Source organism: Antarctobacter heliothermus, from assembly GCF_900188425.1.
Lineage (GTDB): Bacteria > Pseudomonadota > Alphaproteobacteria > Rhodobacterales > Rhodobacteraceae > Antarctobacter > Antarctobacter heliothermus.
The window spans coordinates 1-26115 of record NZ_FZON01000060.1 but is presented as its reverse complement, the minus strand read 5'-3'; the positions used below and the strand labels follow the sequence as shown (position 1 = coordinate 26115).

Sequence of the window (26115 nt, the reverse complement as noted above, 5' to 3'; positions counted from 1 at the left end):
TGCTGTTCCACCTCGTCAGTCGTCTCTACGAGCGCACGTCCATCATCGTGACGACCAACCTCGACTTCGGTGAATGGCCATCGGTCTTCGGAGACGCCAAGATGACGACAGCGCTACTTGATCGCCTTACCCACCACTGCGACATCGTCGAAACCGGCAACGAGAGCTGGCGCTTCAAGACCAGGGAGTAACCCAGGCCCCGCTGGCCCGACGCGGCTGCGCTGTGTGATGGCTACACCGCATCGGGCCAGCTACCCCTGCGCAAAATAAGGGGGTCATTTTTGGGCGCCGATAGGGGGTCAGGATTGCGTGCCGATTGACACGCATTTCTGCCCACGTTCGGGGCCGCAGCGAGAGTAGCCCAGTGTTTCATTCTGTGAACGGCTGCTTTGGCATTGCTGAGGCACGGCCCGAGCACGTGCCGCGAATTCACACTTTTTCCGCCCTTCGTGCGTGGCACCACCGCATGCCGCACTGCGGAAATGGTGCGCTGTCGCCAATTTCACAAGGCAGCGAAGGTTGGATGTCCGTTACATGGGAGGGGCGGCGACTGAAAGACAACCTTATCCACTTCAAGCTATTGTTTTTATTGACAACGGGCTCGACCGCACACAGGTGCGAGCCGCCTTCGGTTTGATGCAAATCAGCGAAGCGTTGGGCGCTGGTTGGTAAGATAATTCTTGGACCCCTTCGGTCCTTGGAGGTTTCCTGATGTCAGCCAAGCGCCCTGCGCTTTCCACGCGCATTATCCCGTCTTCGGCGCTGGTCACGTTTCTCGCCATCACCTTCCTGATCACTTGGGCGCTTATCGGGATCTACATCATTGCTCCGGGGATGGCGTCTGCCACGTTCGGAGAGATCAGCGGCTCGCATCCGTTCTTCTTCTTGGCGACATGGTCACCGGCAATCGCGACTTTCGTCGTCCTGCTTCTCTATTCGGGCCTATCCGGCATCCGGGCCTTTCTGTCTCGTCTCCTGTTGTGGCGGTGCTCTACGGGTTGGGTAGCCTTCATCTTTCTGCTGCTGCCGCTCGTGTTCGTCGCCGGCTCGCTGATCAAGGGTGGCCCGGTCCTGGCGCCATTGCCACCAGAAGGGGTGGGCCCGGTCGTGGCGGTTCTGTTCATGATGCTGATGCTCGGCCCGATCGAGGAGTTCGGCTGGCGCGGGGTGATGCAGCCTCTTCTTCAGCGGCACATGGCGCCGATCTGGGCGGGCCTGCTTATCGGCGCGACATGGGGGTTCTGGCACCTGCCGGCGTTCTTCCTTGCCGGCGTGGTCTTCGCCGACTGGAATTTCCTGCCCTTCTTTGTCGGCAACGTGACGCTCGCAGTGCTGGTCACACCGATCTTCAACAGCGCGCGGGGCAGCCTGCTGTGGCCGATGCTGTTCCACTGGCAGCTCATCAACCCGTTCTGGCCAGATGCGCAGCCTTGGGACACGTGGATCCTCGTCGTCGTGGCCGTAATCGTCGTGTGGTGGAACAAGGATACGATGTTCACCCGCGAAGGGGCGGTGACAGAGGTGATCCCTCAGGCGGTGGGCGGTCGGCCATGACCTCCGCCGCACGGTTTCCTGCGGTGGTCGCGGCCCTCCTCGGCGCGACAATTCTGGTGGCGCCAAGGCACGGTGATCGACACGCCCGCAGGCGCACTGGAATACGCCAACGCGGACGACGGCCCGCCCCTGATGATGATCCACGGCACAGGCGGCGGGTTCGATCAGGGTCTTCTCTTCGCATCCGGGCTGCGACAGAGCGGGTTCCGGATCGTTGCGCCGTCGCGCTTCGGCTATCTCGGCAGCGCCTTTCCCGACGACGCCTCGCAGTGCACCAGGCCGATGTGCTGGTCGCGCTGCTCGACCATCTGGGCATCGACAGCCTGCCGGTCGCCGGGGGCTCTGACGGGGCTCTGACGGCGAAAACCTGTCACGCTCGCTCCATGCGCTGAAACCCGACGGCATGTTGGTGGCCTTCGGTTTCCAAAACGAAGTGCTGGGGCCCGGAGGATCGATCCCGATGGACCTTGTGAAACTCAAGGTCTGGGACTGGCTGCCGAACGGGCACGCGACAGCGTTCTATTCCATTGGCGCGATGCGGCGGAAACACCCCGAATGGTTCCACGAAGACCTGACCACGCTCTTCAACATGCTGGCCGAGGGCCGTATTGCCCCGGTTGTCGCGGACATCGTGCCGCTGTTGGAGGTGCGGCGCGCCCATGAACAGGTGGAGGAGGGCGAGGTCGCGGGGAAACTCGTGCTGAGGGTGACAGACCAATGAAACCCGCCCTCAGGCTGCTGCTGACCTCCGCCCTGACCTTCGTCATCCCGGCGCAGGCGCTGCTGACCGATGACACAATCGTCGATGTCACCGATGGCACACTCACCCCCGGCCAGTCCGTGCTGATCCGGAACGGCCTCATCGCGGAGGTCGGCACGGACGTCTTCTCGGCCGCAGCGATACCGCGACGCCGCTCGGCGGTACAGGCGGCAATGCGCGAAGACGATCTCGGCATCGCCGCAACGTAGGATGACATGGGTGGCAAGCCGGTTCACCGTGTCTTTGTTGGGGACGACGAAATCCGGCATCTCGCCCTCGGCGGAAACCACGCTCCCTGCACATGGCGCGCGCAACTCCGCACCGAAGGTCGCGTAGGCCGCCGGGTTGACGGGACGCCACCCGCGCGCGCAGACCCCAGGGGCCGGGCCCGGAGAAGTTGACGGCATGGGACTGGCCACGCCACGGGCGAAACCGTTCGACGCTGAGATCGAGTGTCCGCATGTGCCCGCTCACAAGCATACTCGACCCGTCATGTCCAACGAAGTAGCGTCCCGGCCCAAAGGAGTTGGCGATGCCGACGACTTCGTCCTGGGGCAGACGCTGATCTGCCAGTGCCTTCGCGCCATACCATCCGCCGAGGCCGAGCAGGGTGATCGACAAGGTGACGCCCGCTCATCCCCAAGGGGTCTCGGGCACCATCGGGAATCCGTCGGCACGTCGACGAATGACGCAAGACGCACGAGAGCACCGCCGCGAGCCAGAACACGCCATAGACGCAGGGCGGCCACCAAACCGGAGCCGCCCATTGCGCGTCACGGGCGAGCGCACAGAGAAATGCGCCCGCACTCGCCACCTGCAAAGCAAACCCGGCAAGGCTGCCCGCTGGCAAAATCGCCAGCCACGCGATTTGTCCCAGCGGCAGCACGATCTGCACAGCGAGGACCATGGCGATCATGGTTCGCCTTCCGGAAACCTGATGTCGATGACTTCTGCGAGATAAAACGGGAAGTATTCGTCCGTGCCGTACATGTTGCCCGCCTCGACCCGGAACGGCAGGCGGTAGCCGCCAATCTCTCGAAAGTCGGACATGACGGCGCCAAAAGGCTGCAACCGATGTTCCCTCTCGGGGTTCGCATTGCTCCAGCGCTGGAACACAGCCGTGACAGGTCTGCCATCGCCGTCGACCGTCACCTCCACTGCCTGGCTGAGATCGCCGTGGCGGACCGTCACCCTTGCGGTATCGTCGTCCACTGCCTCCCACGAGATACCTGGCCCCGGCAACAAGGCGGCTGGTGCCCAGATCACGGCCTCCCCGACGTAGCGACCAAAGGCCGAGCGGGTATGGTCGGGGTCCCTGCCCTGCCGCGCGACAGGGATCAGCCCGAAGACCCGGAACCGGGTCCATTGTCCCGAATCCGAGCCCGAGAGTGGCATCCCCCCGCGCGTGCGCATCGCCCAGACAAACCCCTCGGGCACCGCGAGGATCTGACGCGCTTCCATCGGCTGATAGCGGGGATCCTCCTTGGGTCCGAGGCTGAACTTGCCCGTCATGTCGATCTCGGCCACCGGTAAAAGTGGCGTGCCTGGCTGGATCATATAGGTGAAATACCGTCGCGCAGGCTCGGGCAGGTCGGCCACCATCTCCGGTGCGAACCGCGCAGGAACCTCCGGCTGAAGAGCCGCGAGCCTGTTCCACTCGGCGTGATCCGCCCGACGATCAATAAGCAAAAGAATCGCCAGAGCGACGAGGCCGAGAACAAGTACGATCAGCATTCCGACAATGAACTTCATTCCAGCCACCAACTCTCAGATTACTTGGCTTTCGCTATATTCGAATGAGTATTCAGGGCGATGACGTGGATCAATGATAGCGAGGGCGACGCGAAGATCAGACCCCGAGCCGGCAACCTTCAGAACTGCCCGTTGCGAATCCTGTCAGCCAACTCGTTGCCTCCGCCTCCAGCTTCCGGCGTTGGACATCATTGGCCTTCTCCGCTGTTTTTCGACGTTCGGCGAGGCGGCCCGCGCGTTCGCCGGACCACGAAGGGGTTGTTCGCGGCACTTGGAGCACATCGACGGTGCCGTTGGTATTGTCGACGCCAAGCTCGTCGAAAAAAGTGCTGCCGTCGGCGGAGACCGCGAACCCGAAGCGGTCCGACCCGAAGAGGCCGACTAACGCCCCGGCCACGAAGGCGGTCCGCAGGGTCAATTCTCCACCGTTGGCCCCGGAATCGCCCCCCACGCCGGACCCAGTCGAATAGCTATCAGGAATGAACCGCCCCCTAGGTCCTCGGCACCGCAAAGCACATTGCAACCCATTGTGATCATACCATTTTTCGGCAACGAACGCCATATGAAGACAAGCTTGAGTGCGCTGCGGGTGCCGGTGCCCAGGGTACAATGGGTCCGACCGCTCATTTCCTTCTGAAGGATGCGCACCGTTTCCCTTGTGAAGCGGACGCGTTAGGTTGGCGCCAGCAAGGACAGGAATTAGCGATGGCCAGACCTCTCGAACGGCAAGACTATTCCTACCGTCAAGACCCTGACGTGCCCAGCTTCGACGACGCTGGCCCTGTAGCCGTGATGGACGGGAATTGTGCCCTTTGTTCCTGGGGCGCGCGCACCATCGCGCGGCTCGATCGTGGGGAGAGGTTTCGCATTTGTCCGGTCCAATCCGCCACGGGAACTGCGCTCGCGACGCATTTCGGCCTCGAACCAGACGATCCGGAGACTTGGCTCTTGTTACAGGACGGGCGGGCCTGGTCCGGCATGGAGGCGATTATCCGGATTGGCGAGGCCTTGGGCGGCCCGGCGCGGATTGCCTCGGTGATGCGCATCTTTCCAAGGCCGCTTCGGGAATGGCTGTACCGCCGGATTGCACGGAACCGGTATCGCCTCGGTCGCTCCGACATGTGCGCCATTCCGGACGAGCGCCTGCGGCGCAGGCTGATATCCTGATCCTTGGCCGCTGGTCTTTGCAGACAATTACAGCCTACGGCCCCGAGAGATAGTCGGCGGAGACGTATCCGGTGATGTTGGGCGCTTTTGCGAGCGAGACCCGGCACCAGAGTTGGCCCAGTTCGGTCACGCAGTCGCGGCGTACCAGTTCGGTGCCGTCGGGCAAACCCAGCATGACCCTGTAGCCCAGGCTTGGTCCGTGCCGCAGCTTCAAAAGCTCGTCCGGCCCGGCGCCTTTGACCACCACGCGGCTGCCTGCACTGCCGCTGCAACTGGCGACAAGGACAAGCGCGAGTAAGGAAATGACTGGGAGTCGGTTCATGATCTGGCCTCTGCGTTTTATCTTCGTCTCACCTGAATTTCCGCACAAAGCAAGGCGCTGGTGCGAAATCACGGGTTTGAGTTGGTAGCTCCCGCCTTCCATCGCACCAGCAGAGTAAGGACGGTCGAGACATGCCAACATCCATCGCGCCGCCTCTGGATCCCACGGGCGTTCAGTTGTTCAGTGATCCCGCGCAGGGCAATGAAATGCGGATCGGCTACCGTCTCGCCGTCCAGAAACTGGCCCACAGTGCCCTCTGCGTCGAACCAGCCGTTGGACGCCGCGGCAAGGGCCCGTTGTATATCGTGGCCGCGCTCGCGCCACGCAACAGCGCCCTCGATTCACCACCTGAGGATTGACGGTCTCTCGCTCTGCAACTCTTCAGTCAGCCCCCCCGGTCGCGTTCCTCGGACGGGAGGGTTGCGGCGAAAGGAACGAGGACCACGCGGCTGCGGGTCGCCTCGTCGACGTCCTTGAATGAGAGTTGTGTGTCGCCCGCGATCATCAAGGTCAGCTGATCTCGGGCCCAGGTTTGCACCTTTTCTGCACTCTTCGTATCGGTTTCGTGTTCCATCACGGCAGCTTTCCGCTCGGCCCAGCTGGCAACGCCCCCAGCCCGCTCGCGTAGGTAGGCGCGGATGCGAGAGAGATGCTCCGGCCTGTCGTCGCATTGCCGGTGAGTGTCGTTCCAGAACAACCACCTGCCCCAAAACGCGACATGTCGGGGATTTGCATCTTAGCTGTGACGCCGAGGGCGAGGGCGAGGTGGTCATGCGAGAGATAGGGCGGATTGTCATTAACTTGTCGATGGGAGAGTGGGCTGGCTCTCTCCCATCCGTACCGACGGGCGCTTGCCGACGAGGTCAGCGCCAGGACCGGTTCGTAAAAGGCTCCACAAAGTAGGGAACGCCGCTGAAAGTCGATGGGGCAAGCAGAAAATGGCTGCGGTGTTTGACATAGCCCCCCTCGCAGAGCTTTCCGGGATAACGCGCGCCATCTTGAGCCTGCAAGATGAATTGACCGGCACCGCGCGTCGCGCTGCGTCGCGGTGGCAGTCAGAACCCGTCCGCGTAAATATGTGTGCCATACGCAGTTCGGCTTGTAGGTATCCGCATCGCGCGCCACCAGCCCGGACGCGGCCAGGTTCACCCCGTTGTTCACGTCGGGCCACTGTGTCCACCAGTCCCGATCGCTTACTATCGCAGAAAGACCGGCGTCGGCGGGAATATGCGATCCCACCCGAACTGGCCGAAGAATTGACGCGCCTTTCGCGCGACGCGATGGTGTTGATTCATCACCGAAAGGGACTTCCTTACAACCCCGAAGCGCTGGGGAACTGGTTCAAGGAACAATGCAAAGCAGCGGGCCTTATCCATTGCAGCCTGCACGGCATTCGCAAAGGACAAGTAACTCGGATCGCAAATGACGGCAGCTCGCCTGATGAGGTCATGGCCTGCCTTGCGCACAAGACCAACGCGGAGGGCGCGACCTACACGAAAAAAGCAGATCGAGGGCGGTTGGCCGATAGCGGTCTATCCCGTCCATCAGGCGCTCAATGTTGTCCAATCCATCGGAAGGGATGGACATTCAACCCTGAAAAACGAAGTCAAATCAAAGATTTAAGAGATAAAGTGGCAGCCCGTAGGGGAATCGAACCCCTCTTTCCAGGTTGAAAACCTGGCGTCCTAACCGATAGACGAACGGGCCACTCTGATGCGCGGCGGCGGTGACATGCAAGCCAGCGCTGCAGCGTGAGGCGGTTTCTATGAAAAGCGCGCGGTGCATGCAAGCGGAAAATGCAGATTTCTCCGACCGTTTTTCAACCCCTTCCAGCGAGGGTCTCTCACGCGCTCCGTGCCGCCGGAACCGCATCGTCAAGGCGCAATTGTACTGTCGACCGGCCGCGCCAGAAATTGATGTCCAGCTTGCCCGCCAGATGGAAACGCGCACCGCGATGGTTCTCCAAGGCCGGTCCCAATGGCCCCTCAAAAGCCGAAAACAGGATCGCATCCAGTGAGGCCCCAATCCCGTCTGAAACCGTCAGCTTGAGATGCGCGCTGCCCACCCTCTTGGCGTACCGGATCTGCATGTCTGGCAGAACAAAGCGCGGCCCCGGCACCGCCGCGCCAAACGGCCCGGCACTTTCCAATAGTTCGACCAGTTCAACGCTGGCGGCACCGGGCATCAACAGACCATCGACCCGCAAATCCGACGCGCCGCCCTGCCCCGCGCCCTGTCGTTCCAGCAGATCTGACAGACGTGCCATGGCAGGCTCCAGCTGATCGCGCATCACGGTCAGCCCGGCGGCCATCTTGTGCCCGCCTCCCTTGACCAGCAGACCTTCGGCAGCCAGCCGCTGGATCGCGGCACCAAGGTCCACGCCCGGCACCGACCGTCCCGAACCCTTGCCCTCATCCCCGTCGAACCCGATCACAATGGAGGGCCGTCCAGTCTGTTCTTTCAGGCGGGAGGCAACGATGCCTACCACACCCGGGTGCCAGCCCTCTTTCGCCGCCCAGACCAGCGGCAACTCCAACCCGCGCGCTTCGGCCTGTGCCAGAGCGGCTTCGCGAACGGCCCCCTCGATCTCGCGCCGCTCGGTGTTGAGCAGATCCAACTGTTCCGCCATGGCCTGCGCTTCGACCGGGTTGTCGCAGGCCAAGAGCCGAGCACCCAGATCCGCCTTGCCGATGCGCCCGCCCGCGTTGACACGCGGTCCCAGAACATAGCCCAAATGATAGGAGGCAGGCGCGCGCTCCAGCCGGGCCACATCCGACAAGGCCACCAGACCGGGCCGCGCGCGGCGCGCCATCACCCGCAATCCCTGATGTACAAAGGCGCGGTTCACACCTTTCAACGGGGCCACATCCGCCACCGTCGCCAAGGCCACCAGGTCCAGCGACGCCATCAGGTCGGGGCCCTCAGTCCCCGAGGCGCGCATTTGCCGCCCCGCCTCGACCAACATCAGAAACACCACCGCCGCCGCGCAGATATGCGCCAGCGCGCCGTCCTCGTCCTGACGGTTGGGGTTCACCACGGCCAGCGCATCGGGCAAGATCTCCCCCCCAAGGTGATGATCCAACACGACCACATCCGCCTCGCCCTTGGCGGCGGCAATCGGCTCATGAGACAGCGTTCCGCAGTCCACACAGAGGATCAGGTCATGCGCCTCGGCCAACTGCCGCATGGCGGGCACATTCGGCCCATAGCCCTCGTCGATCCGGTCAGGCACATACAAGGTTGCCTGCCGCCCCATTTGCCGCAGCCAGTCGATCAGCAACGCCGCCGACGTGCCGCCATCGACATCGTAATCGGCAAAGATGGCAATCCGTTCGCGCCGGGACACGGCGCGCAAGAATCGCGCCGCCGCAGGTTCCATGTCCTTCAGGCTACGCGGATCGGGCAACAGCGCTCGCAGCGTCGGCGCCAGATAGCCGTCAACTTCCTCCGCCGTCACACCCAGACGCGCCAGAACAGCGCACAACGCGTGGGGGCGCCCGGTCCGCTGTACCAAGGTCTCGGCCTGCCGGGTTTCCTCGGGGCCAGGCCCCACCCAGCGCCGTCCGGTCAGACTGCTCTCCACCCCCAGATAGGACAAGGCTTCTCCCGGTTTCTTCTCTGTTCAAATACCCATGGGGTGCCGCCCGCTGGGCGGCGGGGGCTACGCCCCCGTATACGATTTTTCGACGAAAAATCGCCTGCCCCGTGACGCTCAGCCCTGTGGGTTGAACGGGTTGCGATAGTTCATTCGCCTCACCGATCCGGTCTTTGACCGCATCAGCAGCGTCTCGGTGGTGATCCAGCCAACTTCGCGCTTGATGCCGGGCAACAATGTCCCGCCAGTGACCCCGGTTGCGGCAAAGATCACATCCGCCGTCACCATCTCGTCGCGGGCATAGATCTTGTCCAGGTCGGTGATCCCGGCCTTGGCCGCGCGCCCGCGTTCATCATCGTTGCGGAACAGCAGGCGACCATAGATCTGGCCACCCATGCATTTCAGCGCCGCGGCCGCCAGCACGCCCTCCGGCGCGCCGCCGGACCCCATGTACATGTCGATGCCGGTCAGATGCGGTTCGGCGCAATGCATCACGCCCGCCACATCGCCGTCGGTGATCAGACGGATCGACGCGCCGGTGGCGCGGACCTCGACGATCATCTCCTCGTGCCGGGGACGCTCAAGGATACAGACGGTGATATCGGACGGCAAACAGCCCTTTGCCGACGCCAGCGCCGCGACCCGTTCTGCGGGCGACATGTCCAACGTCACGACACCGTCCGAATAGCCGGGGCCAACCGCGAGCTTGTCCATGTAGACATCCGGTGCGTGCAGCATCGACCCGCGCGGTCCCATGGCAATCACGGTCAGCGCGTTGGGCATGTCCTTGGCCGTCAGCGTCGTGCCTTCCAGCGGGTCCAGCGCGATATCCACGCCGGGGCCGTTGCCGTTGCCCACTTCCTCGCCGATAAACAGCATGGGGGCCTCGTCGCGCTCTCCCTCGCCGATCACCACCACACCTTTGATGTCCAGCTTGTTGAGCTGATCGCGCATGGCGTTTACAGCGGCCTGGTCTGCGGCCTTTTCATCCCCGCGCCCGATCCAGTCGGCACTGGCAATGGCAGCCTGTTCGGCCACGCGGGCAAGGCCCAGGGAAAGCATTCGGTCATTGAAATCGATCGGAGTGGACATCGCCGGTAATCCTTCGTAAGAGCCGCGTCCCCTGTTGAGTACCCCGCGCCGGGACAAAGCCGCAAGTGGATAGCGGGTCGCGGCCAGACGGGTTTGGGGAATGCATGGGCCCGATCCGCAAAACCGCCCATTCGGCAATCAGCGGCCTGCTGTGCCCGGTCCATGCGTCATCGTTTTGCGCCTGGCACGGTATCCTGTCCCCACTGCGGCATTGCCCCGATCACTACAATCAGGACCACAGGCGGCGGGCGGCACACACCGCACACCGCGCGCCAAGACGGATCAGACCTCTTCGATCCGCAGCGCGACAGGCGACGACATCATCACGCCAGTGGCCTCCATGCCCGCAAGCGCCTGGTCCAGCGCGGCGCGCGTGGTGCGATGGGTCACGATCAGAACCGGGGCGCTGTCATTGGTGTGATCGTATTGGCGCATCCGGTTGATCGACACACCCGCCTCCCCCAGTGCCGTGGCCACCTTGGCCAGCGCGCCGGGCTTGTCCGCCAGCGCGGTGCGCAGATAATAGGGCGCCGGGGTCGAGACCATGGCCGGGACTGCCGGTTTCAGCGCCCCCGCGGGCCTGCCAAAGGTTGACACCCGCAATCCGCGCGCAATGTCCATGACATCCCCCATGACGGCGCTGGCGGTCGGGCCCTCTCCGGCCCCCGCGCCACGCATCACGATCTGGCCAACCTGATCGCCCTCGATCACCACCATGTTGGTGCCGCCCTGCAATTGCCCCAACGGCGAATTGGCGGGCACGAGACAAGGTGCCATGCTCTGCTCCAGCCCCCGGCCCGTCATCCGCGCCACACCCAGCAGCTTGATCCGGAACCCCATGTCGGCGGCCTGCCGGATGTCTTCGATAGAGACACTGCCGATCCCTTCCAGCTCTACCGCGTCGAAAGCAACCTGCGTGCCGAACGCGATCGACGACAACAACGACAGCTTGTGCCCCGCGTCGATCCCGCCCACGTCCAGCTGCGGATCCGCCTCCAGAAAACCCAGCCCGTCCGCCTCGGCAAAGGCCTCGTCATAGCTGAGACCGCCATCCTCCATCCGCGTCAGGATGTAGTTGCAGGTGCCGTTCATCACCCCCATGACGCGCTCGATCTCGTTGCCGGCCAACCCTTCGGTCAGCGCCTTGATGACCGGAATGCCGCCGGCCACAGCCGCCTCGAACCGCAGCACCGCGCCAGTGGATTCGGCCAGTTCGGCCAAGGCCTGCCCGTGGTGGGCCAGCATCGCCTTGTTGGCAGTGACCACGTCCTTGCCCGCCTTCAGCGCCGCCTCCACGGCGGCCTTGGCGGGTCCATCGCTGCCGCCCATCAGTTCGACAAAGACATCCACGTCGTCGCGTGTCGCCAGCGCCACCGGATCATCCTCCCAAGCGTAGGACGACAACGACACACCGCGATCCTTGTCCCGCGTGCGGGCCGACACCGCGCTGATCTCGATGGCACGACCGGCGCGCTCGGTCAACAATGCTGCTTTCTGGCGCAGGATCTTGACGACTCCGGTGCCCACGGTCCCCAGACCGGCAATACCAAGACGAAGTGGCTGGGACATGGGACGGGCTCCTGTTTTGCCTGGATCAAACACAGCCCCGGTTATCGCCAAGCAGCCGCAGGGACAAGAGCATGCGGCGCATGGTCCACCGTCAGATCGCATCCCGCCCGTGGAAAAGGCACAACCGCAGACTATTGCGCCCGCAAATCCGCCGCCTTGCGCCGCAACCGGGCCACACGACCGTCAACGCCACGCGGCGCAATCGACACGCGCTGCAACCGATCTGCCCGCGCGCGCAACGCGCCGACACGCCCCTCGACCGCGGCAATCTCTGCGGCGGAGGCCCGGGGAACCTCCCCAGTCAGCAAATCACCCAGCGGCAGGAAGTCCGGATAAGCGGCCGTCGCGACACCCGGCGTCGCCACCGCATCCAGTTCAGGGAACTGGGTGCAACCGACAAGGCCGCCCACGGCGACAGCCAGCCAGATCAGGAAAGGACACAACGTGCGGCGCATGTGACTGTCATGCCCCAGCCTGCGCAGACTGGCAAGCATCCCGCTTGATCTGAACGCACGTTCAGATAACCATGTCCGCCATGGCACGCACCCAGGGAAGCCACTCCGAGATCACCGGCCCGCGCATCCGCGAGGCCGCGCTTCGGCTGTTCGCCGAGCGCGGTTATGCCGCCGTCTCGATGCGCCAGATTGCGGCAGAGGTCGGACTGCAGGCTGGCGCACTCTACAACTACACGCCCGACAAACAGGCGCTTCTGTTCTCACTGATGCGCGACCACATGGACGACCTGCTGACCGATTGGCGTGCGCGCCCCGCAACCGGCAGCGCGCTGACCCGACTGGAGGATTTCGTACGCTTCCACATCGGATTTCACCTCGAACGGCCAGAACTGGTATTCATTGCCTACATGGAACTGCGCAACCTGACGCCCGACCATTTCGCGGTAATCGAAAGCCTGCGACGCGACTACGAAGACGCGCTGGAGGCCATCCTGCGCCAAGGCCGCGACGCGGGCCTGTTCGACGTTACGGATACCAAGCTGACGACACTAGCGGTCATCGCCATGTTGACCGGCATCACCACTTGGTATCGTCCCGGCGGCCGCCTCGGCGTGGCGCAGGTGCAGGATCTCTACTGCGACATGGTGCGCAAGGCGGTCGCGGCATAACCCAGCGCCCAAACCCGCCAGCCTGTTCCCCGGAGCCATCTCTCGCTTGATGCCGATCAGAGACGCCCGGCGGCGGGGGACAAGGGGGCGCAGCCCCGCCGCAGGCGGCTTGCCCTTGTGGCCCGCCGCCGGGTGGCTCAGGCAGCAAGAAAGCGAGCGATTGGTCCGGGGGAATAGGCGGGTCTGTTTGCGGGTGAATCGCGAAGCGGACAACGCGCCCCCAGGCGCGACACGGCAGGGTTGGCGGGAGGGCGATGTTGCGGCCCGCAGGGGCGTGACGAGTCCCGCTCGCCAGCCCGCGCTCACCCCCAAACCATCAGGGTGTCCGCTGCGCCTGGATCGACTCGAGGTATTCGGCCAGCGCCACCAGCTTGCGCGGGGTCGGCGTCGGTTTGCCATCGCCACTGTCGTAGGGCACCAGATCGCCGTCCAGCAGCGCGCCGAACTCGGGCATCCCCGGACCGGCCAGATCCGACCGCGCATATCCGTCGATGATTGACATGATCTTGGCGCGCGGGAAAGCATCCCCGTTGCGCAGCTGGATCAGCGTCAGGTTCTTTGGCGGCGTCTTCATCGCCCGCGCCATGGCCCCGTCGCCTTTGCCATCCGTCCCGTGACAGACCGCGCAGTTCGTCATGAACAGGGCGCGCCCGTCCTGCGCCTCGGGCATGGCCCCGTCTTCCATACAGCCGGCCAGCCCCAATGCCGCCGCCAACCCAATGATCACCCTGTGCATGCCTGCTCCCAAATTTTTGTGTCTTTTCCCAACTCGTGCCAAAGCTTGGCCTCGGGAACAAGCCCTGTCAGATGTCTTCGTCGGCCTGAAGGCTGTCCACATAGGCGACCACGTCCATCAACCCCTCAGGCGTCATGATGATCTCACCCGAAGGCGCGCGCCATTCCACCACCGGGCCTTTCAGTTCCTGCCCGAACTCGGGCATGGACCCGCGATGGAATTTGCCGGGATAGCCATGGATCGTTTCCATCACCCGTTCCGCCGGAAAGACCCCGCCATTGGCCAGCGCAAGGCCGGTCAGGTCCGGCGGCGCAACCGGCAGATCCGCGCCCAATGGTCCGTCCCCCAGCCCGGTGTCGCCATGGCAATAGGCGCAGTTGGCGGCATAGGCCTCTGCGCCGGGATGCAGGTCGACCTGGTCGAGACTTGACCGCGACGGGGCAAACCACGCCCGGCTCGTGCCGTCCTTTTTGCCCCAGAATGGCGCGCAGGCGGTCGCTGTCATCAGCGCCGCCACACCCAGTGCCTTGATATACATGTCCCGCTCCGTTCTTGTTCTTGTCGCTCAGGGTCTTGTCGTTTCGGGACGGCCTGTCGCCCCAAGGGAACCACGTCACCGCCCGACAGGTGGTGACAGCCGCCACAGGTCCGGTCATAGTCGCGCCGGTCAGACGGGAGGTCCTCATGCTTGATCCTGCCACCGCGCAGCGCCTGTTGGAAGAGAATTTCGCTCCTTGGGTGCAGGCGTTGCAGCCAACCATCACCGCGATCGGGCCGGAGGCGGTCGTGCTGGAGATACCTGTCACGCCCGAGATTGCCCGCATGGGCGGGATTGTCTGTGGTCAGGCGCTGGCGACGCTGGCGGATACCTCGATGGTGTTTGCCTGCGCCGGGCGGTTGGGCGCGTTCAAACCGGTGGCCACCACCAACCTTGAGACCCGCTTTCTCAGCGCCGCGCGGGGCGATAGGGTGCGCTGTACGGCGCGGGTGATCAAGGCCGGGCGGGCGTTGATCTTTGCCGAGGCGACGCTGATCCGCCTACCCGACGCGGTTCCGGTGGCGGCGGCCAGCGCGACCTTTTTCCTGCCTGAATAGATGAAAGACCGGACATGAGCCAATATGCCCTTGTGATGCTGCTGGCGGGGATCGGCATCCCGACGCTGGCGGCGTTGAATGCCACGCTTGGCGTGCGGCTGGGGTCGCCCATCTCGGCGGCGGTGGTGCTGTTTTGTGTGGCGCTGACCTCGACCCTGGCGATCTGGCTGGCGAGCGGGGCCAAGGGATTGGGCGGCGTGACAGAGGCCCCCCGCCACCTGTTTCTGGGCGGCTGTTTCGTGGCCTTCTACGTTCTGTCCGTGACAATGATCGCGCCGAAATTCGGGATTGGAAACTCGATCTTTTTCGTGCTGATCGGGCAATTGATCAGTGCCGCCGTGATTGATCATTTCGGGCTGTTCGGCGCGCGACTCACGCCCCTTACGCTGACCCGCGCCACGGGGATTGCCGTCATGGCGCTGGGGGTCTGGATCACCCAGCGGGCCTGAGGCTGTCCGCGTGTGGACAGCCTGCAGGCCACGCAAGATCAATGGGTTACAGAAACGGTTTTACCTTTTGACAACAAACACGGTGCCGCCAACAAGCGCCGCACGGTGCCTTAACCCGGCAAGACACCCAGCAAGACGGGCGGCGCGGATCAGTCCGGTTGACCGGCCAGCGCGCGCAGTTGTTGCCACAGCGCCTGAGGCACCTCCGCGCTGTCGGCGGGCACGCGGCCTGCGCCGGGCATCCGCGCGCCGTCATCCTGCGTGACCACCTGCGCCAGACCCGACAAGCGGTCAAAGAAATCACCCTGCCCCGGGTCGATTATCAGGAAATACTGACCAAGGTCATGCGGCGCGCCCTCTGGCGCTTTCAACGGTTTGACATCCTTGCTGAGGACGCCGCCCCCGAGACAGGCGGCGAGGATCTCTGCCATCAGGCCAAGGCCCCAGCCCTTGTAACCGCCTGCAGAGGTCAACGACCCCTTCAACGCGGCATCCGGGTCCGTGGTCGGGTGGCCATCAGCGTCCAAGGCCCAGCCCTCGGGGATCTTTTCACCCGCCGCCTTGGCCATGGTGATCCGGCCCAAGGCCACGGTTGTCGTGCTCTGGTCGAACATCATCGCCACGCCACCCTGCCCGTCCGGCACCGCAAAGGCGACGGGATTGGTGCCGATCACGCGGGTCTTGCCGCCCGGTGCCGCCACGATGGGCGAGGCATTGGTCAGACCAAGGCCCAGCGCGCCGCCCTTGGCGATCTGTTCGGTAAAATAGCCCAGCGCGGTGCAGGTATGGGCGTGGCGCAGCGCGAGGCTGGCAATCCCGGTGTCGCGCGCCGCCTGCAACGCCTGCGGCAATGCGGTGGCAAAGGCAGGTTGGGCAAAGCCATGCGCCGCATCCACCCGGATTTCGGACGCGCGGGGCTGGCTGATTTCCGGAACGGCCGCACCATCCACACGGCCCGAATGCAACTGCTGGCAATAGCTTTCGAGGTAATACAGCCCGCAGATCCGGTTTCCCCGCGCTTCGGCCCAGGCGATGGCGCGGGCCATTTCGGCGGCAATGGCGGGCTGCGCCCCATGCGCGGCCAGCGCGGTTTCGGACAGGCGGAAAATCTCTGTAATGGTGATCTTGGGCATGACGTGGCTCCTGCGTTTGGCAGAGCCTATGCGCGCCGCGCCCAAAACGGAAACCGGATTTGCGCAGATCAGATGCCGCGAAACCGATTGTCGCGGCGGCGGCGCACGATGTCGATCCGCGTGATCAGATGGTTGAGCAGCATCGCAAGGATCAACACCACACCAAGCCCCCAAAAGGACCAGAGCGCCACAAAGACCCACAGCAGGTTCACAAAGATCAGAACCATGTTCGCGGTCGTGTAATCCTCGACCCGTTTGGGGTGACGGTTTTCCATTGCGCTGTCTCCTGCATCAGCTCCCTCCACTGTGACAGAGTAGCGCAGCGGGCCGACAAGTCAGGTCAGGAATCCGCAATCTCCTGAAAAATTGATAAAGATCGGCGCGAAACCTTCATGACTCGGACGTGAGCCTTGCCGCCAGCAGCGCCTTTGGCAGGGCGTCTGCCAGCACCTCCAGATCCTCTGGTCGGCCCGCGCTGATGCGGATGCAGCGGTCCTGCGGCGCGACAAAGGGCATGCGCACAAAAACGCCCTGATCAATCAGGGCCGCCAGCACGGCGCGGGCAAAATCACCGTCGCGGCCACAGTCGATTGCCACGAAATTGGTCGCCGAGGGCAGCGTGGTCAGCCCGTTGGCCTCTGCAATCCGGGTGATTTCATCGCGCGCCTCGGCGGTCAGGCGGATCACCTCGTCCAGCCATTCGGTATCGCCAAGCGCGGCCAGCGCCCCGGCCAGCGCAAGGCGGTTCATGCCGAAATGGTTGCGGATGCGGTCAAACGCCTTGATCGTCTCTGCCGCGCCGATCACATAGCCGATCCGCGCACCTGCCATGCCATAAGCCTTGGAAAAGGTGCGGAACCGCAGCACGCGCGGGTCTTCGGCGTCAAGGGCGGGGCTGGTGCCGTCGGGGGCAAATTCCACATAGGCCTCATCCAGCGCCAGCACGCAGCCGTCGGGCAGGTTGTCCAGCGCCGCCGCGATGGCCGCCCCGCTGTGCCAGGTGCCCATCGGGTTGTCGGGGTTGGCCAGGTAGACGATCTTGGCGTCGACCTGCGCCGCCTTGGCGATCAGGGCGGAGAGGTCTTCGTGGTCGTCGGCGTAGGGCAGTTTGTGTAGCACGCCGCCAAAGCCGGTCACATGGTAGTTGAAGGTCGGATAGGCCCCGTCCGAGGTGACAACCGCGTCGCCCTGCCCCACCAGCAGCCGCACCATGTAGCCCAGCAGCCCGTCGATGCCCTCACCGATCAGGATGTTCTGCGGTGTGCAGCCCAGCTGTTCGGCCAGCGCGCCCTTGAGGTCGAGGTGCGAGGGGTCGGCGTATTTCCAGATCTCTGCCACCTCGTCCTGCATCGCGGCGACGGCAAAGGGCGACGGGCCAAAGACGTTTTCGTTTGCGCCAAGCCGGGCGAGAAAGCGCATGCCACGGGCGCGTTCCTGCAATTCAGGGCCGACAAACGGCACGGTTGCAGGAAGCGAGGCGATGAGGGCGGGATAGCGGGGTCCAGTCATGGGGGCAAATATGTCGGCGCGGGTGGCCACGTCAACGAGGGATTTGGGGGCGCGGTGTGAGGCGGGATAACACGGCACGCCCGGCGGGGACCGGTCACAACGGGCGGATGGCCGCGCGGCGGGCGCGCGGACTGGTTGACCCGGACCGGGCAAAAGGCCAGTTTCCGCCACGAGCAGGATCAGAAAGACCGCCATGACGCGCCAGCCGCCGCCCTTTGCCCCGTTTGAATGGATGATCGCCTGGCGCTATTTGCGCGCCAAACGCGCCGAGGGCGGGGTGTCCGTCATGACGTGGATCTCGTTGATCGGGATCACGCTGGCGGTGTTTGCGCTGATCGCGACGCTGGCGGTGCGGTCCGGGTTCCGGGCCGAGTTTGTCGATACCATCGTGGGGGCCAATGCCCATGTCACGGTCTACCACATCCAGCACGTCGATGACGCCGGGGTGCCGACGCGCACCCTGCCCGATTATGCCGCCATGGCCGACCGTGTGCGCGATGTACCGGGCGTCACGCGGGTGGCGCCCTTGGTCAAGGGGCAGGTCATGGCCACCGGCAATGGCCGCAATGCGGGGGTCGAGGTCTTTGGCATCGCGCAGGCGGATCTGATCGAGATCCCGCGCATTGCCGACCCGGAGACGGGACGCGGCAACCTGACGGATTTCGGCGGCGGCGTGGCCATCGGGTCCGGTGTGGCGCAGATGCTGGGGGTGGGTCTGGGGGACAGGATCGACCTCATCTCTCCCAACGGGGTCAAGACGCCGTTTGGTGTCAGCCCGCGGGTCAAGACCTACGACGTGACCTATATCTTTACCGCCGGGCGCTATGACATCGACCGCACGCGGATCTACATGCCCTTCGCCGAGGCGCAGCTGTATTTCAACCGCGAGGGCGTGGCGGATGAGCTGGAGATTACCGTCGAAGACCCCGAAGAGGTCGAAAGATACAGCAGCCCCATCGGACAGGCGGCGGGTGCGGGCGCGTTGGTCTGGACATGGCAGGATGCGAGCGGCGGGTTCCTGCGGGCGCTGGACATCGAGGATAACGTGATGTTCGTGATCCTGTCGGTGCTGGTGCTGATCGCCACGATGAACATCGTGTCCGGGCTGATCATGCTGGTCAAGAACAAGGGCCGCGACATCGGCATCCTGCGCACCATGGGGCTGACCGAAGGGGCGGTGATGCGGATCTTTTTCATCTGCGGATCGTTCACCGGGCTGATCGGCACCGCGCTGGGGGTGCTGCTGGGCTGTCTGTTCGCGATCTACATCGACCCGATCTTTGCCGCCGTGAACTATCTGTCCGGTGGCGGGGTCTGGGATCCCTCCATTCGCGGCATCTACGCGCTGCCCGCTGAATTGCACATGAAAGACGTGCTGTCGGCGGTATCGCTGTCGCTGGGTCTCAGCTTTATCGTCACGATCTTTCCGGCGCGCCGTGCGGCCCGGATGAACCCGGTGGAGGCGCTGCGCTATGAGTGACACGGTTCTGCGCCTGACCGGCATCGAGAAAAGCTATAACAAGGGCAAGCCGAATGAGGTGCGCGTGCTGCGCGGCATCGACTTGAGCGTCGGGCGCGGTGAGGTTGTGGCGCTGGTCGCGCCCTCGGGCGCTGGCAAGTCGACGCTGTTGCATATCGCCGGGCTGCTGGACACGCCCGATGCGGGCACGGTTGAGATTGGTGGCGAAGCGATGCAGGGTCAAAGCGACCGTCGGCGCACGGCGGTGCGGCGGGCGGATGTGGGATTTGTCTATCAGTTCCACCACCTTCTGCCCGAGTTCACCGCGCTGGAAAACATCGTGCTGCCGCAACTGGCCAATGGCGCCCCCCGCGCCGAGGCCGAGGCGCGGGCGCTGACCCTGCTGGACAGTGTCGGCATCAAGGACCGGGCCACGCACCGCCCGGCCGCCCTGTCCGGGGGGGAACAGCAACGCGTCGCTTTTTGCCGCGCGATGGCGAACACCCCGCGCCTGTTGCTGGCGGATGAGCCGACCGGGAATCTGGACCCCACCACATCGGACCGAGTGTTCGGCGCGCTGATGACGCTGGTGCGCGAAACCGGCCTGTCGGCGCTGATTGCCACCCACAATCTGGAACTGGCGGCGCAGATGGACCGGCGGTTGCGGCTGGACAGCGGCGGGCTGCACGCGGAGTGATCCGCGTGCTGTAAATTTTAGTCCGCGGTCAGCGCCTTGACTGCCGCATCCATCGCCCCTGCCCCATGCGGAATGTCGAACGCGGTCAGCCCGGCCTCGACCGTGCCGATCAGGCCAAGGATGCCGTGGGCGTTGACATGCCCCATGTGACCAAAGCGGAAGTAGCCCGAATTTGTCGGGTCCTGGGGATCGCCCACGCCCAACCCGATGCCCAGCACCAGACCCGCCTCATCGCGGCACCATGCGCGCAGGCGGTCGCCGTCCGGCGCGCCCAAGGCCGCCGCCGTCACCGCATGGGACCGATGCGCCGGATCTGCCACGTTCAGACGGAAGGGCCCCTCTGTCGCCCATGCCTCTCCCGCCGCCCAGATGGCGCGGGCCAGCCGGGCATGACGCGCCCAGACGTTTTCCATGCCCTCTTCGTGGATCATGTCCAGCGCCGCGCGCAGGCCGTACAGGTGATGCGTGGGCGCGGTGCCGCCGAAGTACTGATAGAACATCTCCGGCGCGGCGCGCGCGGCCCAGTCCCAGTAGCGCGACACGCGGGGCATGGCGCGGCGCACCTCTGCCGCGCGGTCGTTGAAGAACACAAAGGCCATGCCCGGCGGCACCATCAGACCCTTTTGTGAGCCAGTGATCATCACGTCGACGCCCCATGCGTCCATCTCGAACACGTCGCATCCCAGCGAGGCGATGCAATCGGCCATCAACAGCGCCGGGTGCCCGACCTCGTCCAGCACCTTGCGCAAGGCCACGATGTCCGACCGCACCGAAGACGAGGTATCGACATGGACCGCCAGCACCGCCTTGATACTGTGGCCCTTGTCCGCCACCAGCGCGGCACGCACCCGTTCCGGGTCGATGGGGGTTGTGCGCCCGTGTTCGACAATCTCGACCTCGGCGCCCAGTCCGCGCGCCATTTCCGCCCAGCCATGCCCAAAGGCGCCGGTGGTGGGCACAAGGACCGTCTCACCGGGGGCCACGGTGTTGGACAGCGAGGCCTCCCACGCGCCGTGGCCGTTGCAGATGTACATCGCCACATGTCCATCGGTGCGCGCCACCCGGCGCAGATCCGGCACCAGACTGGCCACCATGTCGTGCAGATCACCGTCGTAGATATCCGGCGCGGGGCGGTGCATTGCCTGCAACACGCGGTCCGGCATCATGGAGGGGCCCGGCAGGGCCATGTGGGGACGTCCATTGGACAGCGGCATTGGCGGAACTCCTGTCTATCGCGGCGCGACGTTACCCAGCGGCGGCCTGCCGTCAATACGCGCTTTGCTGGACAGCCCGCCGAATGCCGCGTAAACCGCCCGCCGGAACGCTGGGAACCCATCGCACATGCTGGCACGACTCTGGAGCAGGTTGGACAAGGCGGAACGCAAGCTGCGCCGGTCCTTTGGCACGGATATTTCCACGCCCTCCGCGCGGCGCTGGTCCAGGCTGCATTACCACCTGTTCGATCATGCGTTTCTGCGCGTGCTCTGGACCAATTTCTTTCAGATCGCGCCGGGGGTGTATCGGTCGAACCAGCCAACGCACCGGCGGTTTGAACGCTATGCGGCTTTGGGCATCAAGACGGTTGTGAACCTGCGCGGTGAGGACCGCTTTGCCCATTACCTGTTCGAGAAAGAAAGCCTGGACCAGTTGGGCATGACACTGGTCGATGCCAAGCTGTGGGCGCGTGAGGCCGCCCCGCGCAAGCGGATCGTCGGCGTGATCGACGCGCTGCGGGCCGCTGATAAGCCGATGATGTTCCACTGCAAGTCCGGGGCCGACCGGGCCGGCTTTGTCGCGGCGATGTATCTGCTGGTGTTCGAAAACGCGCCCATCGCGGTGGCCAAGAAACAGCTGGGCCTGCGGTATATCCACCTCGATTTTACCAAGACCGGGGTGCAGGATTACATCCTGCGGGTCTATGAGGCGCGGCTGTCGCTGGGTCAGATCGGGTTCGAGGACTGGATCCGGACCGAGTACGCCGCCAAGCCCATACAGACCGCATGGGACGCCCGCCGCCCCGAGATCGACTGCGCGCGGGAGATTATGGGTGGCTGATCCGACCCCCGTTCCCAACCCGGCCCCCGCCCCTAGTCCGGCCCCCGCCCCCAATCCGACCCCCGCCCCCAAACGGCTGTTTCTCTGGCTCTGGCGGCGCTATCTGAAACGCTACGCGGGGCTGATGGCCATTGCGATGATCTTCATGGCGCTTGAGGGCAGCATGTTTGGCCTGCTCAGCTACATGATGAAGCCGATGTTTGACGATGTCTTTGTCGGCGGCAATGCCAATGCGCTGCTCTGGGTCGGGCTGGTGGTCATGGGCATCTTTACCGTGCGTGCCGTGGCCAGCGTGGTGCAAAAGGTGCTGCTGACGCGGGTCAGCCAGATGTCGATGGGCGATATCCGGCAGGACATGCTGGGCCATCTGATGACGCTGGACCCGGAGTTTCACAACGAACACGGGCCGGGCTATCTGATCCAGCGGGTCGAGGGCGATGTGAACGCCATCTCCAAGGTCTGGAGCACGCTGATCACCGGCGCGGGGCGCGACGTGGTGGCGTTGATTTCGCTGTTCGGGGTCGCGCTGTTCATCGACTGGCGCTGGACTCTGGTGGCGCTGGTGGGCGCGCCCTTGCTGATCTTTCCGTCGGTGCTGTTGCAGCGGTTCGTGCGCCGGAACGCCCGCAACGTGCGGGACATTTCGGCGCGACTGTCGACCCGGCTGAACGAGGTGTTTCACGGCATCACCCCGGTCAAGCTGAACCAGCTGGAACGCTGGATGGGCAAGAAATACCGCGCCCTGACGCGCCAACGCATCCGGGCGGAAACGCGGTCGGCGGCGGGTCAGGCCTCTCTGCCCGGCCTGATCGATCTGATGTCTGGCATCGGCTTTGTCGGGGTGCTGTATTTTGGCGGTGGTGAGATTCTGGCGGGCGAAAAGACCGTGGGCGATTTCATGGCCTTCTTCACCGCGATTGGCCTGGCCTTCGAACCGCTGCGCCGGTTGGGCGCGGTGTCTGGCGTCTGGCAGGTGGCCGCCGCCAGCATCGAGCGGATCATCGAGATGCTGAACACGCAGCCCCGTCTGCGCGACCCTGACAGCCCCCTGCCCCCGCCCGAGGGCGTGCCGGGGATCTCCCTGCGCGGTGTCGATCTGCGCTTTGGCGAGACGCAGGTGCTGCGGGGGTTGAGCTTTGAGGCGGCACCGGGACAGACCACGGCGTTGGTCGGGGCATCGGGGGCGGGAAAATCCACCGTGTTCAACCTGCTGACCCGGATGGCAGAGGCGCAGGGCGGCGACGTGGAAATCGGCGGCGTGCCGGTGGCGGCGATGCGGCTGCGGTCCTTGCGCGGCATGATCTCTGTCGTCAGCCAGGAGGCGCTGCTGTTCGACGAGACGCTGCGCGACAATATCGTGCTGGACCGCACCGTCAGCGACGCGGAACTGGACACCGCCCTACAGGCGGCGCATGTGGCGGATTTCCTGCCCCGGCTGGAGGCCGGCCTGGACACTCAGGTCGGCCCGCGCGGGTCGCGCCTGTCGGGCGGTCAGCGGCAGCGGGTGGCGATTGCCCGCGCGCTGCTGCGCGACACGCCGGTCCTGCTGCTGGATGAGGCCACAAGCGCGCTGGACGCCCAGTCAGAGGCGGTGGTGCAAACGGCGCTGGAACAGCTGTCGCAGGGGCGCACGACACTGGTGATCGCGCACCGCCTGTCGACCGTGCGCAACGCCGACAAGATCGTGGTGATGGAGGCGGGTCGCGTCGTCGAACAGGGCACTCATGACGCGCTGATCGCGCAGGGCGGTGCCTATGCGGATCTCTACAAGTTGCAGTTCGACAAGCCTGAGTGAGAGGCGTTACCGCCGGTAGGACCGCGCCAGGATCTCTGGATCGACCCCGGCGAAATAGCGCACCAGCGTGATCAGGTTGCACCCCCCGCGCTGCAGCCAGCCTTGGCGCTGGTACTTTGCCGCCGAGGTGATCGCCGTGGCAGGCAACGGTTTGAGCGCGCGGCCAAGGCGGCGGGCCAGGGCCACATCCTCCATCAGCGGCAGATCGGGATACCCACCTGCGGAGTCCAACGTGGCGCGGTCGATCAACAAGCCCTGATCGCCGTATGGCAGGTGAAACAGCCGTGACCGCAGGTTGGCCCAGCCCGCCACCAAAGTGGGCATCACACCTGCCACATCAAAAGCCAGCCGGAAATGATAGGCTCCGGGGCGCGAAAGAGCGGTGGTCACGGCCCCGGACCAGCCCTCTGCCAGACGGGTGTCCGCGTGCAGAACCAGCAGCCAGTCTCCCTCTGCCGCCTGCGTGCCGCGCACCAACTGCCCGCCGCGTGACGCCGCCCCCGTCACAACCCGCGCGCCCGCCTGTTGGGCAATGGACAGCGTGCCATCGGTGGACCCTCCATCAGTGATCACAAGGTCACGGATCAGCCCCGCTTGCAGCCCCTCGGAGAGGCTGCCAAGGCAGGCAGGCAGGCTGTCGCCCGCGTTGAGCGTGGGAATGACAATGGAAATCGGTGCGCGCATGGGCCTGTTCTGGAGTTGCCTAGGGGCCTATATGCGACCCCAAGACGAAAGGGAAAGCGAATGGCCGAAGATAACCGAAAAGTGCTGCGTGTGCGGGGCGCCGAGGCGCGCGACTTTCTGCAAGGATTGGTGACCAATGACGTGGCCCGTCTGGACCACGGCGCGGTCTACGCCGCGCTGTTGACGCCGCAGGGCAAGTATCTGGCGGATTTCTTTCTGATTCCGGATGGCGCGGACGTGCTGATCGACGCCGATGCCGAACAGGCGGCGGCGCTGAAACAACGTCTGATGATGTACAAACTGCGCTCTCCGGTGGAAATCGAAGACACCGACATCACCGTCAGCCGAGGTCTTGGCGATGCGCCCGAGGGGGCCTTTGCCGACCCGCGCCATGCCTCAATGGGCTGGCGCGGCTATGCCGGACAGCCGGGCGAGGCAGTGGATTGGGATGCGTTGCGGGTGGCCGCCTGCGTGCCGCAAACGGGGGTCGAACTGACGCCGGACACCTTTATCCTTGAGGTCGGCTTTGAACGCCTGAACGGCGTTGACCACCGCAAGGGATGTTATGTCGGGCAGGAAGTCACCGCGCGGATGAAACACAAGACAGAGTTGCGCAAAGGTCTGGCCCGGGTCGCGGTCGACGGCTCGGCCCCGGTGGGGACCGAGATCCTGTCCGGCGAAAAGGTCGCCGGGACGCTGTTGACCCAGGCGGACGGGCACGCCCTTGCCTATCTGCGGTTTGACCGCGCCGGTGTGGACATGTCCGCCGGCGCGGCCAAGGTGCATTGGGACGGCTGAGCCCTACAGCCGCTTTTCATAGGTCTCTACCGCCAAATGCGCCCCCGCGCCGCGCATCAGCGCCGCGCTGGGGGTGTTGAAGGCGTGCACACGGGTGATCCAGCCGGTGCAGCCCTCGGCCGCGCTGTCAATTTCAAAACGCGCAATCAGCCGCCGCGCAAGACCGCGATGCCGCCAGATCGGCTGGACGTGGATGTGGTCCAGCAGGGCCTGCCTGCGCGGGTGTTCCAGCGCCGTGGCGGCGTGATCCAGAACCTGCCACATCAGGTAGGCGCGCGGCACGCCCTCTGTTCGGTACAGCAGGATGCGCGCGCCCTGCCCCAGCTTTTCTACAAAGAACGTCCTCAGCGCGGGCGCGTCGCCCTCTGTGTGGAACCGCCCTGGCAGGTCGGCGGCGTGATGCGCATTCAGCGCATACAGCATGTCGGCCAGCGCGGGAATGTCGGTATCCGTCCGTTGTGACCGCTCTGACGGTGAGCCTCTGCTGTCGATAATGTCCATGATCGATAATGGACATCTTGAGGCACTCCATGACGGGCATGAAGGGACAGAAGAAGCGGTTCTGGTCTGACGAGGAGAAACGCTCGATCTGCCGGCAAACATGCGCGCCCGGTGTGTCGGTGGCGCAGGTTGCGCGCCGGTATGCGATGAACTCGAACCTGATCTTCACCTGGCTGCGGGATCCGCGTTTCGCGCCGGCCGAAGCCGAAGCGTCCAGTGGTGCCAAGGATGACACTCTCTTCCTGCCGGTCGAGATCACCGGCTTGGCCG

General features: G+C 64.7%; 32 protein-coding genes, 1 tRNA gene and 1 pseudogene. 17 read left to right on the top strand and 17 right to left on the bottom strand.

The features are described from left to right. From istB to CHB90_RS21500, 5 genes and pseudogenes are all read left to right on the top strand, one after another. Positions 1-191: pseudogene (istB, locus tag CHB90_RS21520) on the top strand (IS21-like element ISPkr1 family helper ATPase IstB); the annotation flags it as partial. Positions 192-711: 520 nt separating this feature from the next. Further along, positions 712-1554: a CPBP family intramembrane glutamic endopeptidase gene (locus CHB90_RS21515; protein WP_089279868.1), complete on the top strand. Its 843-nt coding sequence runs from the start codon at positions 712-714 to the stop codon at positions 1552-1554. Between the two features lie 72 nt (positions 1555-1626). Further along, positions 1627-1911: an alpha/beta fold hydrolase gene (locus CHB90_RS21510; protein ID WP_089279867.1), complete on the top strand. Its 285-nt coding sequence runs from the start codon at positions 1627-1629 to the stop codon at positions 1909-1911. Between the two features lie 10 nt (positions 1912-1921). Beyond that, a complete protein-coding gene (locus CHB90_RS21505) occupies positions 1922-2275 on the top strand; it encodes a zinc-binding dehydrogenase (protein WP_281256134.1) in 354 nt (117 codons plus the stop codon). After that, on the top strand, positions 2272-2523 hold the full coding sequence (locus CHB90_RS21500; RefSeq protein ID WP_089279865.1) for a hypothetical protein: 252 nt from the start codon (positions 2272-2274) through the stop codon (positions 2521-2523). The genes CHB90_RS21505 and CHB90_RS21500 overlap by 4 nt, the downstream gene beginning before the upstream one ends. Positions 2524-3226: 703 nt before the next feature. On the opposite strand, the gene CHB90_RS21495 is transcribed toward CHB90_RS21500, so the two are convergent. Both CHB90_RS21495 and CHB90_RS26650 read right to left on the bottom strand, forming a co-directional pair. Beyond that, positions 3227-4066, bottom strand: coding sequence for a DUF6544 family protein (locus tag CHB90_RS21495; protein WP_089279864.1), 840 nt, complete (start codon positions 4064-4066; stop codon positions 3227-3229). A 97-nt stretch (positions 4067-4163) separates the two neighbouring features. Next, positions 4164-4484, bottom strand: a complete 321-nt coding sequence (locus tag CHB90_RS26650; RefSeq protein ID WP_170941147.1) for a hypothetical protein — start codon at positions 4482-4484, stop codon at positions 4164-4166. A gap of 287 nt (positions 4485-4771) precedes the next feature. Between CHB90_RS26650 and CHB90_RS21490 the strand changes: the two genes are divergently transcribed. Beyond that, positions 4772-5233 (top strand): thiol-disulfide oxidoreductase DCC family protein, encoded by a 462-nt coding sequence (locus CHB90_RS21490; protein WP_089279863.1) that lies wholly within the window; start codon positions 4772-4774, stop codon positions 5231-5233. 34 nt (positions 5234-5267) lie between these two features. Here CHB90_RS21490 and CHB90_RS21485 read toward each other — a convergent pair whose 3' ends face one another. Continuing rightward, complete coding sequence (locus CHB90_RS21485) at positions 5268-5555, bottom strand: SH3 domain-containing protein (RefSeq protein ID WP_089279862.1); 288 nt, start codon at positions 5553-5555, stop codon at positions 5268-5270. 131 nt (positions 5556-5686) lie between these two features. On the opposite strand from CHB90_RS21485, the gene CHB90_RS21480 reads away from it, so the two are divergent. Beyond that, positions 5687-5914 (top strand): hypothetical protein, encoded by a 228-nt coding sequence (locus CHB90_RS21480; protein WP_089279861.1) that lies wholly within the window; start codon positions 5687-5689, stop codon positions 5912-5914. A 26-nt stretch (positions 5915-5940) separates the two neighbouring features. Here the strand turns inward: CHB90_RS21480 and CHB90_RS21475 are convergent, their stop codons facing one another. Further along, positions 5941-6129, bottom strand: a complete 189-nt coding sequence (locus CHB90_RS21475) for a hypothetical protein (protein WP_089279860.1) — start codon at positions 6127-6129, stop codon at positions 5941-5943. Between the two features lie 364 nt (positions 6130-6493). Between CHB90_RS21475 and CHB90_RS27595 the strand changes: the two genes are divergently transcribed. Continuing rightward, positions 6494-7228: a tyrosine-type recombinase/integrase gene (locus CHB90_RS27595; RefSeq protein WP_089279873.1), complete on the top strand. Its 735-nt coding sequence runs from the start codon at positions 6494-6496 to the stop codon at positions 7226-7228. Here the strand turns inward: CHB90_RS27595 and CHB90_RS21465 are convergent. The 5 genes from CHB90_RS21465 to CHB90_RS21445 form a co-directional block, all read right to left on the bottom strand. After that, a tRNA-Glu gene (locus CHB90_RS21465) sits at positions 7188-7262 on the bottom strand. The two genes, CHB90_RS27595 and CHB90_RS21465, sit on opposite strands and share 41 nt — an antisense overlap. A gap of 136 nt (positions 7263-7398) precedes the next feature. Then, positions 7399-9153, bottom strand: coding sequence for a single-stranded-DNA-specific exonuclease RecJ (recJ, locus tag CHB90_RS21460; protein WP_089279859.1), 1755 nt, complete (start codon positions 9151-9153; stop codon positions 7399-7401). Between the two features lie 114 nt (positions 9154-9267). Next, the gene (gene glpX, locus CHB90_RS21455; protein WP_089279858.1) at positions 9268-10242 is read right to left on the bottom strand and encodes a class II fructose-bisphosphatase; all 975 of its coding nucleotides are present in this window, start codon (positions 10240-10242) and stop codon (positions 9268-9270) included. 282 nt (positions 10243-10524) lie between these two features. Continuing rightward, positions 10525-11811, bottom strand: a complete 1287-nt coding sequence (locus CHB90_RS21450) for a homoserine dehydrogenase (protein WP_089279857.1) — start codon at positions 11809-11811, stop codon at positions 10525-10527. 131 nt (positions 11812-11942) lie between these two features. Beyond that, entirely contained in the window at positions 11943-12266 is a 324-nt protein-coding gene (locus CHB90_RS21445; RefSeq protein WP_089279856.1) for a hypothetical protein, read from the bottom strand. 80 nt (positions 12267-12346) lie between these two features. On the opposite strand from CHB90_RS21445, the gene CHB90_RS21440 reads away from it, so the two are divergent. Continuing rightward, the gene (locus CHB90_RS21440; RefSeq protein WP_089279872.1) at positions 12347-12934 is read left to right on the top strand and encodes a TetR/AcrR family transcriptional regulator; all 588 of its coding nucleotides are present in this window, start codon (positions 12347-12349) and stop codon (positions 12932-12934) included. 316 nt (positions 12935-13250) lie between these two features. Here CHB90_RS21440 and CHB90_RS21435 read toward each other — a convergent pair whose 3' ends face one another. Further along, a complete protein-coding gene (locus tag CHB90_RS21435) occupies positions 13251-13670 on the bottom strand; it encodes a c-type cytochrome (protein WP_089279855.1) in 420 nt (139 codons plus the stop codon). Between the two features lie 67 nt (positions 13671-13737). Beyond that, positions 13738-14208 (bottom strand): c-type cytochrome, encoded by a 471-nt coding sequence (locus CHB90_RS21430; protein WP_141135943.1) that lies wholly within the window; start codon positions 14206-14208, stop codon positions 13738-13740. 146 nt (positions 14209-14354) lie between these two features. Between CHB90_RS21430 and CHB90_RS21425 the strand changes: the two genes are divergently transcribed. Both CHB90_RS21425 and CHB90_RS21420 read left to right on the top strand, forming a co-directional pair. Beyond that, positions 14355-14765: a PaaI family thioesterase gene (locus CHB90_RS21425; protein ID WP_089279854.1), complete on the top strand. Its 411-nt coding sequence runs from the start codon at positions 14355-14357 to the stop codon at positions 14763-14765. 14 nt (positions 14766-14779) lie between these two features. Further along, a complete protein-coding gene (locus CHB90_RS21420; RefSeq protein ID WP_089279853.1) occupies positions 14780-15214 on the top strand; it encodes a DMT family transporter in 435 nt (144 codons plus the stop codon). Between the two features lie 149 nt (positions 15215-15363). Here CHB90_RS21420 and CHB90_RS21415 read toward each other — a convergent pair whose 3' ends face one another. From CHB90_RS21415 to CHB90_RS21405, 3 genes are all read right to left on the bottom strand, one after another. Beyond that, the gene (locus tag CHB90_RS21415; protein ID WP_089279852.1) at positions 15364-16347 is read right to left on the bottom strand and encodes an Ldh family oxidoreductase; all 984 of its coding nucleotides are present in this window, start codon (positions 16345-16347) and stop codon (positions 15364-15366) included. A 68-nt stretch (positions 16348-16415) separates the two neighbouring features. Then, entirely contained in the window at positions 16416-16622 is a 207-nt protein-coding gene (locus CHB90_RS21410) for a histidinol phosphate aminotransferase (protein WP_089279851.1), read from the bottom strand. Between the two features lie 115 nt (positions 16623-16737). After that, entirely contained in the window at positions 16738-17856 is a 1119-nt protein-coding gene (locus CHB90_RS21405) for a pyridoxal phosphate-dependent aminotransferase (protein ID WP_089279870.1), read from the bottom strand. 193 nt (positions 17857-18049) lie between these two features. Between CHB90_RS21405 and CHB90_RS21400 the strand changes: the two genes are divergently transcribed. Further along, entirely contained in the window at positions 18050-19336 is a 1287-nt protein-coding gene (locus CHB90_RS21400; RefSeq protein ID WP_089279850.1) for a lipoprotein-releasing ABC transporter permease subunit, read from the top strand. Beyond that, positions 19329-20012, top strand: a complete 684-nt coding sequence (locus CHB90_RS21395; RefSeq protein WP_089279849.1) for an ABC transporter ATP-binding protein — start codon at positions 19329-19331, stop codon at positions 20010-20012. The genes CHB90_RS21400 and CHB90_RS21395 overlap by 8 nt, the downstream gene beginning before the upstream one ends. 17 nt (positions 20013-20029) lie before the next feature. Here CHB90_RS21395 and CHB90_RS21390 read toward each other — a convergent pair whose 3' ends face one another. Beyond that, a complete protein-coding gene (locus CHB90_RS21390) occupies positions 20030-21226 on the bottom strand; it encodes a pyridoxal-phosphate-dependent aminotransferase family protein (protein ID WP_089279848.1) in 1197 nt (398 codons plus the stop codon). 127 nt (positions 21227-21353) lie between these two features. Here CHB90_RS21390 and CHB90_RS21385 point away from each other — a divergent pair, with 127 nt between their 5' ends. Next, complete coding sequence (locus CHB90_RS21385; RefSeq protein WP_089279847.1) at positions 21354-22067, top strand: phosphatase domain-containing protein; 714 nt, start codon at positions 21354-21356, stop codon at positions 22065-22067. Continuing rightward, positions 22060-23862 carry an ABC transporter ATP-binding protein gene (locus tag CHB90_RS21380; RefSeq protein WP_425426652.1) on the top strand — a complete coding sequence of 601 codons (1803 nt, stop codon included), beginning with the start codon at positions 22060-22062 and terminating at the stop codon, positions 23860-23862. The genes CHB90_RS21385 and CHB90_RS21380 overlap by 8 nt, the downstream gene beginning before the upstream one ends. Before the next feature lie 6 nt (positions 23863-23868). On the opposite strand, the gene CHB90_RS21375 is transcribed toward CHB90_RS21380, so the two are convergent. Further along, positions 23869-24546 carry a TIGR04283 family arsenosugar biosynthesis glycosyltransferase gene (locus tag CHB90_RS21375; protein WP_089279846.1) on the bottom strand — a complete coding sequence of 226 codons (678 nt, stop codon included), beginning with the start codon at positions 24544-24546 and terminating at the stop codon, positions 23869-23871. Between the two features lie 60 nt (positions 24547-24606). Here CHB90_RS21375 and ygfZ point away from each other — a divergent pair, with 60 nt between their 5' ends. Continuing rightward, positions 24607-25344 carry a CAF17-like 4Fe-4S cluster assembly/insertion protein YgfZ gene (ygfZ, locus tag CHB90_RS21370; protein ID WP_089279845.1) on the top strand — a complete coding sequence of 246 codons (738 nt, stop codon included), beginning with the start codon at positions 24607-24609 and terminating at the stop codon, positions 25342-25344. A 3-nt stretch (positions 25345-25347) separates the two neighbouring features. Here the strand turns inward: ygfZ and CHB90_RS21365 are convergent, their stop codons facing one another. Continuing rightward, positions 25348-25845 (bottom strand): GNAT family N-acetyltransferase, encoded by a 498-nt coding sequence (locus CHB90_RS21365; protein WP_089279844.1) that lies wholly within the window; start codon positions 25843-25845, stop codon positions 25348-25350. A 29-nt stretch (positions 25846-25874) separates the two neighbouring features. Here CHB90_RS21365 and CHB90_RS21360 point away from each other — a divergent pair. After that, a partial coding sequence (locus tag CHB90_RS21360) for a transposase (protein ID WP_141135942.1) occupies positions 25875-26115 on the top strand: 241 nt, incomplete at its 3' end.

Coding starts and splice junctions, on each gene's coding strand:
- CHB90_RS21515 (WP_089279868.1), top strand. CDS start 712: ATGTCAGCCAAGCGCCCTGCGCTTTCCACGCGCATTATCCCGTCTTCG.
- CHB90_RS21500 (WP_089279865.1), top strand. CDS start 2,272: ATGAAACCCGCCCTCAGGCTGCTGCTGACCTCCGCCCTGACCTTCGTC.
- CHB90_RS21495 (WP_089279864.1), bottom strand. CDS start 4,066: ATGAAGTTCATTGTCGGAATGCTGATCGTACTTGTTCTCGGCCTCGTC.
- CHB90_RS21490 (WP_089279863.1), top strand. CDS start 4,772: ATGGCCAGACCTCTCGAACGGCAAGACTATTCCTACCGTCAAGACCCT.
- CHB90_RS21485 (WP_089279862.1), bottom strand. CDS start 5,555: ATGAACCGACTCCCAGTCATTTCCTTACTCGCGCTTGTCCTTGTCGCC.
- CHB90_RS21480 (WP_089279861.1), top strand. CDS start 5,687: ATGCCAACATCCATCGCGCCGCCTCTGGATCCCACGGGCGTTCAGTTG.
- CHB90_RS21475 (WP_089279860.1), bottom strand. CDS start 6,129: ATGGAACACGAAACCGATACGAAGAGTGCAGAAAAGGTGCAAACCTGG.
- CHB90_RS27595 (WP_089279873.1), top strand. CDS start 6,494: ATGGCTGCGGTGTTTGACATAGCCCCCCTCGCAGAGCTTTCCGGGATA.
- glpX (WP_089279858.1), bottom strand. CDS start 10,242: ATGTCCACTCCGATCGATTTCAATGACCGAATGCTTTCCCTGGGCCTT.
- CHB90_RS21450 (WP_089279857.1), bottom strand. CDS start 11,811: ATGTCCCAGCCACTTCGTCTTGGTATTGCCGGTCTGGGGACCGTGGGC.
- CHB90_RS21445 (WP_089279856.1), bottom strand. CDS start 12,266: ATGCGCCGCACGTTGTGTCCTTTCCTGATCTGGCTGGCTGTCGCCGTG.
- CHB90_RS21440 (WP_089279872.1), top strand. CDS start 12,347: ATGGCACGCACCCAGGGAAGCCACTCCGAGATCACCGGCCCGCGCATC.
- CHB90_RS21435 (WP_089279855.1), bottom strand. CDS start 13,670: ATGCACAGGGTGATCATTGGGTTGGCGGCGGCATTGGGGCTGGCCGGC.
- CHB90_RS21430 (WP_141135943.1), bottom strand. CDS start 14,208: ATGTATATCAAGGCACTGGGTGTGGCGGCGCTGATGACAGCGACCGCC.
- CHB90_RS21425 (WP_089279854.1), top strand. CDS start 14,355: ATGCTTGATCCTGCCACCGCGCAGCGCCTGTTGGAAGAGAATTTCGCT.
- CHB90_RS21420 (WP_089279853.1), top strand. CDS start 14,780: ATGAGCCAATATGCCCTTGTGATGCTGCTGGCGGGGATCGGCATCCCG.
- CHB90_RS21415 (WP_089279852.1), bottom strand. CDS start 16,347: ATGCCCAAGATCACCATTACAGAGATTTTCCGCCTGTCCGAAACCGCG.
- CHB90_RS21410 (WP_089279851.1), bottom strand. CDS start 16,622: ATGGAAAACCGTCACCCCAAACGGGTCGAGGATTACACGACCGCGAAC.
- CHB90_RS21405 (WP_089279870.1), bottom strand. CDS start 17,856: ATGACTGGACCCCGCTATCCCGCCCTCATCGCCTCGCTTCCTGCAACC.
- CHB90_RS21400 (WP_089279850.1), top strand. CDS start 18,050: ATGACGCGCCAGCCGCCGCCCTTTGCCCCGTTTGAATGGATGATCGCC.
- CHB90_RS21395 (WP_089279849.1), top strand. CDS start 19,329: ATGAGTGACACGGTTCTGCGCCTGACCGGCATCGAGAAAAGCTATAAC.
- CHB90_RS21390 (WP_089279848.1), bottom strand. CDS start 21,226: ATGCCGCTGTCCAATGGACGTCCCCACATGGCCCTGCCGGGCCCCTCC.
- CHB90_RS21385 (WP_089279847.1), top strand. CDS start 21,354: ATGCTGGCACGACTCTGGAGCAGGTTGGACAAGGCGGAACGCAAGCTG.
- CHB90_RS21375 (WP_089279846.1), bottom strand. CDS start 24,546: ATGCGCGCACCGATTTCCATTGTCATTCCCACGCTCAACGCGGGCGAC.
- ygfZ (WP_089279845.1), top strand. CDS start 24,607: ATGGCCGAAGATAACCGAAAAGTGCTGCGTGTGCGGGGCGCCGAGGCG.
- CHB90_RS21365 (WP_089279844.1), bottom strand. CDS start 25,845: ATGGACATTATCGACAGCAGAGGCTCACCGTCAGAGCGGTCACAACGG.